Source organism: Streptomyces lancefieldiae, assembly GCF_031845825.1.
Taxonomy (GTDB): Bacteria; Actinomycetota; Actinomycetes; order Streptomycetales; family Streptomycetaceae; genus Streptomyces; species Streptomyces lancefieldiae.
In genome coordinates this window covers 129,884-139,031 of sequence record NZ_JAVRFH010000019.1, presented here as the reverse complement: position 1 = coordinate 139,031, position 9,148 = coordinate 129,884, and the positions used below count along the sequence as shown (strand labels likewise).

Annotated in this window: 9 protein-coding genes; 6 read left to right on the top strand and 3 right to left on the bottom strand. The window is 74.1% G+C overall.

Translation table 11 applies throughout. The annotated features are described in order from the left end of the window. Positions 1 to 408: 408 nt before the first annotated feature. A complete protein-coding gene (locus RM812_RS20210) occupies positions 409 to 996 on the bottom strand; it encodes an NADPH-dependent FMN reductase (RefSeq protein ID WP_311574400.1) in 588 nt (195 codons plus the stop codon). A gap of 287 nt (positions 997 to 1,283) precedes the next feature. Between RM812_RS20210 and RM812_RS20205 the strand changes: the two genes are divergently transcribed. Together RM812_RS20205 and RM812_RS20200 are read left to right on the top strand one after the other, a co-directional pair. Further along, on the top strand, positions 1,284 to 1,853 hold the full coding sequence (locus tag RM812_RS20205) for a hypothetical protein (protein WP_311574398.1): 570 nt from the start codon (positions 1,284 to 1,286) through the stop codon (positions 1,851 to 1,853). A 112-nt stretch (positions 1,854 to 1,965) separates the two neighbouring features. Beyond that, on the top strand, positions 1,966 to 2,595 hold the full coding sequence (locus tag RM812_RS20200) for a class F sortase (RefSeq protein WP_311574396.1): 630 nt from the start codon (positions 1,966 to 1,968) through the stop codon (positions 2,593 to 2,595). On the opposite strand, the gene RM812_RS20195 is transcribed toward RM812_RS20200, so the two are convergent. Continuing rightward, entirely contained in the window at positions 2,533 to 2,877 is a 345-nt protein-coding gene (locus tag RM812_RS20195; RefSeq protein WP_311574394.1) for a winged helix-turn-helix transcriptional regulator, read from the bottom strand. The two genes, RM812_RS20200 and RM812_RS20195, sit on opposite strands and share 63 nt — an antisense overlap. A gap of 129 nt (positions 2,878 to 3,006) precedes the next feature. Here RM812_RS20195 and RM812_RS20190 point away from each other — a divergent pair, with 129 nt between their 5' ends. Further along, entirely contained in the window at positions 3,007 to 3,909 is a 903-nt protein-coding gene (locus RM812_RS20190; protein ID WP_311574392.1) for an NAD(P)-dependent oxidoreductase, read from the top strand. Here the strand turns inward: RM812_RS20190 and RM812_RS20185 are convergent. Next, on the bottom strand, positions 3,906 to 4,688 hold the full coding sequence (locus RM812_RS20185; RefSeq protein ID WP_311574390.1) for a sulfite exporter TauE/SafE family protein: 783 nt from the start codon (positions 4,686 to 4,688) through the stop codon (positions 3,906 to 3,908). The genes RM812_RS20190 and RM812_RS20185 overlap by 4 nt on opposite strands. 177 nt (positions 4,689 to 4,865) lie before the next feature. Here RM812_RS20185 and RM812_RS20180 point away from each other — a divergent pair, with 177 nt between their 5' ends. From RM812_RS20180 to nirD, 3 genes are read left to right on the top strand one after another with little or no spacing between them, the layout of a single operon-like run. After that, on the top strand, positions 4,866 to 6,083 hold the full coding sequence (locus tag RM812_RS20180; RefSeq protein ID WP_311574388.1) for an NAD(P)/FAD-dependent oxidoreductase: 1,218 nt from the start codon (positions 4,866 to 4,868) through the stop codon (positions 6,081 to 6,083). Next, positions 6,083 to 8,692 carry a nitrite reductase large subunit NirB gene (nirB, locus tag RM812_RS20175; protein ID WP_311574386.1) on the top strand — a complete coding sequence of 870 codons (2,610 nt, stop codon included), beginning with the start codon at positions 6,083 to 6,085 and terminating at the stop codon, positions 8,690 to 8,692. Before RM812_RS20180 ends, nirB begins: the two co-directional genes overlap by 1 nt. Further along, positions 8,689 to 9,039: a nitrite reductase small subunit NirD gene (nirD, locus tag RM812_RS20170; RefSeq protein ID WP_311574385.1), complete on the top strand. Its 351-nt coding sequence runs from the start codon at positions 8,689 to 8,691 to the stop codon at positions 9,037 to 9,039. Before nirB ends, nirD begins: the two co-directional genes overlap by 4 nt. The last annotated feature ends 109 nt before the right edge of the window (positions 9,040 to 9,148 follow it).

Sequence of the window (9,148 nt, the reverse complement as noted above, 5' to 3'; positions counted from 1 at the left end):
CGGGGGCCGCCCGCGGGCGCTGGCCCGCGGGGGTCTGCCCGCGGGGGTGCCGACCCGCGCGGGGGCCAACCCGCGGGGATCTGCCCGCGGGGGTCCGACCCGCGGGTGCCGCCCACGGGGCCCCGGCCCGCAGAGGTCCAGACCCGCAGGGGTCCCCGCCCGCGGGGGACCCGGCCCGCGCGGGTGCCGACCCGCGGGGGTACCGACCCGCGGGGGTACCGACCCGCGCGGGTGCCGACCCGCGGGGGGCCGCCCGCGGGCGCTGGCCCGCGGGCGCTGGCCCGCGGGGATCTGCCCGCGAGGGTCCGACCCGCGGGTGCCGCCCCCGGTGCCCCGGCCCGCAGAGGTCCAGACCCGCAGGGGTCCCCGCCCGCGGGGGACCCGGCCCGCGGGGGACCCGGCCCGCGGCTACGCGGCGTCGTAGGGGCGCCTCTCCTTCGCCTCCCGCAACGCGCGCCCCCACCACACCAGTTGGCCCAGCATGGTCTTGGCCGCCGCGTCCGGCCCCGAGGGGTCCAGGAGTCTGCCCGTGTCGTCGAAGGACGCCCCCGCGTTGTGGAAGGAGACCGTGTCGCGGACCGTGACGGCGTGCAGTTCGGCGAAGACCTGACGCAGGTGTTCCGCTGCGCGCAGGCCGCCGGCCAGGCCGCCGTAAGAGACGAGGCCGACCGGCTTGGCCCGCCATTCGGCGAAGTGCCAGTCGATGACGTTCTTCAGGCCCGCCGGGAACGAGTGGTTGTACTCGGGGGTGAGCACGACGAACGCGTCGGCGCCGGACAGCTTGGGGGAGATCTCCGCCAGCGCGGCCCGCGCCTCGGGGGTCGGCGCGAAGGTCGTCGGCAGGTCGGTCGCGGCGACGTCCACGACCTCGGGGACCAGGTCGGCGTGGGCCCGGAGGTGGTCCAGGAGCCAGTCGGCGACGACGGGGCCGAAGCGGCCGTGGCGGTTGCTGCCGACGAGCAGGGTCACATGGAGCGGATCGGTCGTTGTGTTCATGCCGGACAGCTTGGTACCTCGACTTTACTTGAGGTCAAGTCTCCGCCCCTGAAGCCTTCCAGAGGTGCCGGTCACCCGTTCACACCCGCACCGGACACCCTTCGGGATCTTTTCCGGAATCCGCCCGTCACCCACCGGTGACCAGCCGAAACGGTGTCGCGCGCGGGGACGCCCGGCTCATGGCCGACACCCGTTCATCCCATTCCTGACATCGTGTCAGGAAGCGGGCGGCGCCCGGTGCCACTTTCCTCGGTAGGGAGGGCCACCGAAGAGCTCAGGGAGCACCGATGCGACGTACCGCCCGCCTGCTGACCGGCACCGCGCTCGCCGTCGCCGCCGCGGGCCTCGCCACCGCGGCACCCGCGCACGCCGGGCAGACCGCGCACGCCGCAGTGACCGCGCACGCCGGGGAGACCGCGGCGACCGGCGCTCTGGAGGTGTCGCCCTCCTCGGTCGTACCGGGCGAGCGGGCCACGGTGAGCACGGCGGCGTGCGGCGGGACCGGTGCGGCGGCGGGCGACGCCAGCGCGGTGGGTGCCGATCCGTTCACGCTGGTGCCGAACGCGGACGACGGCGAGGCGGCCGGGGAGTTCGAGGTGCCGCCGAGCGCGCAGCCGGGGACGTACGAGATCGTCGCGACCTGCGGTGACAGCGGCCGGCGGGTGACGGGCGACCTGGTGGTCACACTGACGTCGACACAAGGGCAGGTGTATCCCAGAGGAAGCGTGAAGACGGGGGTCGGTGGCGCTCTCGGCCCCGACCCCGTGCGGACCGCGGCCGGTGTGGCGGCTCTCGCCGTCGCCGCCGCGGGCGGTACCTGGCTCCTGCATCGCCGCGCGAGAGGCGACGGGATCTGAACGGGCACCCTCCGCTGCCCGTTCGCCGGTACCGCACTTCCCCACCCCCTCCGGGTCCGACGCCCCTCGCGGCCCGGAGGGGGCAGGGGGCCCTTGAGGGAGAGGGGTCGTCATGCGCAGGGTCGGCAACACCGCGATAGCGGCCGTCACGGCGGTCGCCCTCTGTTCCGGGACCTGGCTGCTCGTGGGCGGCGCCGGGCCCGGCACCGGGACCCCGCCCCAGCCGTCGGCCGCACAGGCCCGCACCGGCGCCGGGCAGGGGCGGGCGCCCGCCGCGCCGGCGCTGCCGCCCTCCCCGCCCGACCGCATACGCGTCCCGGCGATCGGCGTCGACGCCCCCCTGACGGGCCTCGGCCTGACGCCGTCCGGCAGCCTCGACGTCCCGCCGGCCGAGCGGAAGAACCTCGCCGGCTGGTACGAGGCCGGCACCACCCCCGGCGAGAGGGGCACCGCGATCGTCGCCGGGCACGTCGACAACACCGAGGGCCCCGCAGTCTTCTACCGGCTCGGCGCCCTGGAGAGGGGCGCCACGATCGAGGTCGACCGGCGCGACGGGGGCGTCGCGGTGTTCACCGTGGACGCGGTGGAGGTGTACGCCGCGAAGGACTTCCCGGACGAGAAGGTCTACGGGGCGGCGACGCGGCCCGAGCTGCGGGTCATCACCTGCGGCGGGGACTACTCACGCAGTACCGGGTACCAGGGGAACGTGGTGGTCTTCGCGCACCTCACCGGCAGCCGGTGAGGCGTCGAGCACGTTCACCCTCCCCCAGGCGCCGAGGGGCGCCAGCGCCTCGTTGAGGGCCACGCCCCGGGCGGTCAGCGAGTACTCGACTCGCGGCGGCACCTCGCGGTACTCCTCGCGGTGCACGATGCCGTCGGCCTCCAGCTCCCGGCGCAGGGCGCCGAAGCGGCACGTCCCTTCGCCGAGCGCCCAAAGGATCAGTACCTTCCACTTGCCCCCGATGACGTCCATCGCCGCGTCGATCCCGCAGTGGTACGCCCCCGGCCGCCGTGCCGTCCCCATGCCCGTCATCCCGTCCCTGCCCGTCGCCTGCCCGCTGCCCGCCCACTGCCTGCATTCTTCCCCCGAGGTAACCACCCACTTCCAAGTGCGTACTTGAGCGACCGTGGCCCGCGGCGGAACCTGATCATCATGACTGACAAGGCATCAACTTCCCGTATTCCGCTCACCGTCCTCGGCGCCGGCGCCATGGGCACCGCGCTCGTCCGCGCCTGGCTCGCCGCCGGGCACCCCGTGACCGTCTGGAACCGCACCCCCGCCCGCGCCGAGGCCCTCGCCGCCGACGGCGCGACGGTCGCCGCGAGCGCCGCCGAGGCGGTGGCCGCGAACCGTCTGGTGATCGCCTGCCTGCTCGACGACGCCTCGGTCGGCGCGGCCCTCGACGGGACCGACCTGACCGGGCGGGACCTGGTGAACCTCACCACCGGGACGCCCGCCGAGGGCCGCGCCCGCGCCGACTGGGCGACGGCGCGCGGAGCCCGTTTCCTGGACGGCGGGATCATGGCCGTACCGCCGATGATCGGGGACGCCGACTCCGGCGCGTACGTCTTCTACAGCGGCTCCGCCGCCCTCTTCGAGGAGCACCGGGACACCCTCGCCGTCCCGGCCGGCACCCGCTTCGTCGGTGCGGACGCGGGCTTCGCGGCGCTGCACGACGTGGCGCTGCTGAGCGCGATGACCGGCATGTTCGCGGGCGTGATGCACGCCTTCGCGCTGATCCGCCCCGAGGACATCGCCCCGAAGGACTTCGCACCGCTGCTGGTGGGGTGGCTCGGCGCGATGTCCGGCGCGGCCCACCAGGCCGCCGACCAGCTGGCGAGCGGCGACTACGGCAAGGGCGTCGTCTCCAACCTCGCGATGCAGGTGGCGGGCAACGCGACGCTGCTGCGCACGGCGGAGGAGCAGGGGGTGAGCGCGGAGCTGCTGACGCCGTACATGGCGCTGATGGAGCGGTGGCTCGCCGAGGGGCACGGGGCGGAGGACACCACGGGGGTGGTGGAGCTGCTGGACCTGCGGCGGGGCACGGACACCTAGGCCAGCCACTGCTCGTACGCCAGGTTCGCCACCAGGGCGAAGACGACCGTCAGCAGGACGACGCGGACGAAGCCGCTGCCCTTCTTCAGGGCCGTGCGCGCGCCCAGGGTGCCGCCCACCAGGTTGAAGACGGCCATCAGGGCGGCCAGCTGCCACAGGACGGCGCCCTGCCAGGCGAAGGTGGCGAGGGCGCCCGCGTTGGTGCAGCAGTTGACGATCTTGGCGGTGGCGGAGGCGGTCACCAGGTCCAGGTGGAGGACGGCGGTGAGCGCCAGGACGAGGAACGTGCCGGTGCCGGGGCCGATGAGACCGTCGTAGAAGCCGATGCCGAGGCCCGCGAGGCCGATCGCGGCGAGGATCTGGCGGCGGGTGGCCGGGCCGGTGGCGGGGGCGGTGCCGAAGGCGGGGCGCAGGATCACGAAGGCCGCCACCGCGAGCAGCACCACCATGATCACCGGCTTGAGCACCTCGGTGCTCATCCCGGCCGCGAAGAAGGCCCCGCCCGACGATCCGGCCAGCGCCGCCAGCCCGATGCGTACGGCCGTGCGGACGTCCACGGGCGCCCTGCGGGCGTACGTCACCGCCGCGCCCGTGGTGCCGACGATGGCGACCGCCTTGTTGGTGCCCAGCGCGTGCGCGGCCGGGGTCCCGGCGGGCAGCCCCAGCAGCAGCACCGGCAGGAGCAGCAGCCCGCCGCCGCCGACCACGGCGTCGATCCAGCCGGCCGCGAGGGCGGCGAGACAGAGCAGGACGACCATGGTCAGCGATATGTCGGGCATGATCGCGACCCTATGGAGGGAATGGATGTGGCGTCCATCGAGATGAGGGACTTCTGAGGTTCCCCGGCGTCCGCCCGCGTCCCTCACACCCGGCCCCCGTCCCCGCTGAGGGCAGCGTTCCCCGTGGGAAACAGAGGTGATGCCACCGGGTAACACCCGCGGCGCACGCTCGGTGCCATGACCTCGAATGCGCGTGTGGTGGTGATCGGCGCCGGACTCGCGGGCGTGACGCTCGCCCGGCGGCTCGGTGAGCTCGGCACGCCCGCACTGCTGGTCGGCGACGAGGAGCACCGCCCGTACAACCGGGTGCTGCTCGCCGAGGTGCTGGCCGGCCGCTACAGCCCCGACGTGATCGCCCTGCCGGCGCCCGCGGAGCTGACCCGTGCCCGGGTCACCGGCATCGACCGGGCCGCGCGGACCGTCCGGTGCGCCGACGGCTCCCTGATCGCATACGACACGCTGGTCCTGGCCACCGGCTCCAACGCCGTGCTGCCGCCCCTGCGCGGCCTGTTCACCCCGGACCGCGAACTCCCGGAGGGCGTGCACGCGTTCCGGACCCTGGACGACTGCCTGGGACTGTCCAAGGCGGTACGGCCCGGGGTGCGGGCGGTCGTCATAGGCGGCGGACTGCTCGGGGTCTCCGCGGCCCGGGCCCTGGCCGTGCGCGGCGCCCAGGTCGTCCTCGCCCAGCAGTCCGAGCGGCTGATGGAACGCCAGCTCGACCCGGCCGCCTCGCGGCTCGTACGGCGGCACCTGGAGGACCTCGGCGTCGAGGTGCACACCGAGTGCCGGGTGCGGGACGTGCGCTCGGTCGGCGGCGCGGTGCGGTCGGTGGAGATGGCCGACGGGTACGCCCTCGGCGCCGACCTGGTCGTCCTCGCGTGCGGGGTCCGCCCGCGCGTCGGCCTCGCGCAGGCGGCCGGCCTGGAGGTCCGTGGGGGCGTGGTCGTCGACGACGAGCTGCGCACCTCGGACCCGCGCATCCACGCGGTCGGCGACTGCGCCCAGCACGCGGACCGCGTCTACGGGCTGGCCGCGCCCGCCCTGGAACAGGCCGGCGCGCTGGCCGGGCTGCTGGCCGGCGACACCGGCGCCCGCTACACCGGCACCCGCTCCCTGACCCGGCTCACCCTCACCGGACCGGGCAGCCCTTTCGACCTCGCCGCGTTCGGCGAGACCGACCCCCGCCCCGGCGACGACGTCGTGCAGCTCGCCGACGCCACCCGGGGCACCTACCGCAAGGTCGTCGTCCGTGACGACCGGCTGGTCGGCGGGGTCCTGGTCGGCGAACTCGGCACCGTCGGCGCGCTGGCGCGCGCCTGGGAGGGAGCAGAGCCGCTCCCCTCCGACGGCGGCCCCCTGCTCCACCTGCTCACCAACGACGGAGGCTCCTGATGACCGCCACCCCGGGGCCCACCCCCACCATCGTGCTCGTCGGCCACGGCATGGTCGGCCAGCGCTTCCTCGAAGCGCTCGCCGAACGCGGCCTGACCGCCACGCACCGCGTTGTCGTGCTGTGCGAGGAGCCGCGCCCCGCCTACGACCGCGTCCACCTCACCTCGTACTTCTCGGGGAAGACCCCCGACGACCTGTCGATGACCGACCTGGCCTTCCTCGACGAGCACGGCATCGAGCTGCACGTCGGCGACCCGGCGGAGGTCGTCGACCGCGAGGCGCGCAGGGTGACCGCCCGCTCCGGGCTGGTCGTCGACTACGACGTCCTGGTGCTGGCGACCGGCTCCTACCCGTTCGTGCCGCCGGTCCCGGGCAAGGACGCCGAGGGCTGCTTCGTCTACCGCACCATCGAGGACCTGCTCGCGATCGAGGAGTACGCGAAGAACGCGACGACCGGCGCGGTGGTCGGCGGCGGGCTCCTCGGCCTGGAGGCGGCCGGCGCGCTCAAGGGCCTCGGGCTCACCTCGCACATCGTGGAGTTCGCGCCGCGCCTGATGCCGGTGCAGGTCGACGAGGGCGGCGGCGCCGCGCTGCTGCGCACCATCGAGGACATGGGCCTGTCCGTCCACACGGGCGTGGGCACGCAGGAGATCCTGACCGGCGCGGACGGCTCGGTCACCGGGATGAAGCTGTCCGACGGTTCCGAGCTCGCCACCGACCTGGTGGTGTTCAGCGCCGGTGTCCGCCCCCGCGACCAGCTGGCCCGCGACTGCGGGCTGGCGGTCGGCGAGCGCGGCGGCATCAGCGTCGACGAGCAGTGCCGTACGGTCACCGACGAGCGCGTGTTCGCGATCGGCGAGTGCGCGCTGGCGGCCGACGGGCGGGTGTACGGCCTGGTGGCCCCCGGTTACGAGCAGGCCGAGACGGCGGCGGCCACCATCGCGTCCGACGAGGCCGCGTTCACCGGCGCCGACATGTCCACCAAGCTGAAGCTGCTCGGCGTCGACGTGGCGTCCTTCGGCGACGCGCACGGCACCGCCGAGGACTGCCTGGACGTCGTCTACTCCGACTCCCGCGCGGGCCTGTACAAGAAGCTGGTGGTCGGCCGTGACGGCACGCTGCTCGGCGGCATCCTGATCGGGGACGCGGAGGCCTACGGCACGCTGCGCGCCTTCACCGGCTCGGTCCCGCCGGTCTCGCCCGAGTCCCTCGTGCTGCCGGCGGGCGTCGGGGCACCGGCCCAGCTCGGCCCCTCCGCGCTCCCCGACGACGCGGTGATCTGCTCCTGCCACAACGTCACCAAGGGCGCGGTGCGCGGCGCGGTCACCGACCACCAGTGCACGACCGTGCCCGAGGTGAAGAAGTGCACCAGGGCCGGCACCGGCTGCGGTTCCTGCGTCAAGGTGCTCGGCCAGCTGGTCGACGCCGAGCTGGAGGCGAACGGCGTCGAGGTCGACAAGGGCCTGTGCGGCTGCTTCGCGCAGACCCGCGAGGAGCTGTACGAGATCGTCCTCGCCCTGCGGATCACCTCCTACCAGGAACTGCTCGACCGGCACGGCCGCGAGGGCGCCCGGGGCGGTGACGGCTGCGAGGTCTGCAAGCCGACGGTCGGCTCGATCATCGCGTCCCTCGCCCCGGTGATCGGCGCGAGCGGCTACGTCCTGGAGGGCGAGCAGGCCGCGCTCCAGGACACCAACGACCACTTTCTGGCCAACCTCCAGAAGAACGGGTCGTATTCGGTCGTCCCCCGCATTCCCGGGGGTGAGATCGCCCCGGAGAAGCTGATCGTCATCGGCGAGATCGCCCGTGACTTCGGCCTCTACACGAAGATCACCGGCGGTCAGCGCATCGACATGTTCGGCGCCCGCGTCGAACAGCTCCCCGTGATCTGGGCCCGGCTGGTGGACGCCGGCTTCGAGTCCGGGCACGCGTACGGGAAGTCGCTGCGCACGGTGAAGTCCTGCGTGGGGCAGACCTGGTGCCGCTACGGCGTCCAGGACTCGGTGCGCATGGCGATCGACCTGGAGCTGCGCTACCGGGGCCTGCGCTCCCCGCACAAGCTGAAGTCGGCGGTCTCCGGGTGCGCCCGCGAGTGCGCCGAGGCCCAGTCGAAGGACTTCGGCGTGATCGCCACCGCGAACGGCTGGAACCTGTACGTCGGCGGCAACGGCGGTGCCACCCCGCGCCACGCGGACCTGCTCGCGCAGGACCTGTCCGACGCCGAACTGGTCCGGCTCATCGACCGGTTCCTGATGTTCTACATCCGCACCGCCGACCGGCTGGAGCGCACCTCCACCTGGCTGGAGCGGATCCCTGGCGGCCTGGACCACGTGCGGGACGTCGTCGTGCACGACTCGCTCGGCATCTGCGACGCGCTGGAGTCCCAGATGCGGGCCCATGTCTCCCACTACCGCGACGAGTGGGCCGAGACCATCAACGACCCCGAGAAGCTGGCCCGGTTCGTGTCCTTCGTCAACGCGCCCGACACCCCCGACCCGGTCGTGGGCTTCGTGCCCGAACGCGACCAGATGAAGCCCGACCTGCCGCTGCTGGACATCGGCCTGCGGCGCACCGAGGAAGACGTCCTGGAAGGAAGCACCCGGCGATGACCCTGGCACCCGAGACGACCGACCTGAAGGTCCGCGTGCGGCTGGCGGACGACTGGTTCACGGCCTGCGACCTCGGCGCCCTGCTCCCCGGCCGCGGCGTGGCGGCCCTGCTGCCGGACGGCGGCCAGGTGGCCCTGTTCCGCGACCGGAACGGTGAGCTGTACGCCATCGACAACCGCGACCCGTTCACCGGGGCGGCGGTGCTCTCCCGCGGCCTGACCGGCACCCACCAGGGCCGCCCGTTCGTCTCCTCCCCCCTGCTCAAGCAGCGCTTCGACCTGGCGAGCGGGCAGTGCCTGGACGACGAGGCGGTGCGGGTGGCGACGTACGAGGTGAAGGCCGTGTAGCGACCGGTCCGGCCGGGCGCGGGGCGGCCGGCCGGGATCGCGCCGCCCGGCCGTCACGGATTGTCCATGAACCGTCAACCGAGCGCCTCTAGGGTCCGTAACCACACGC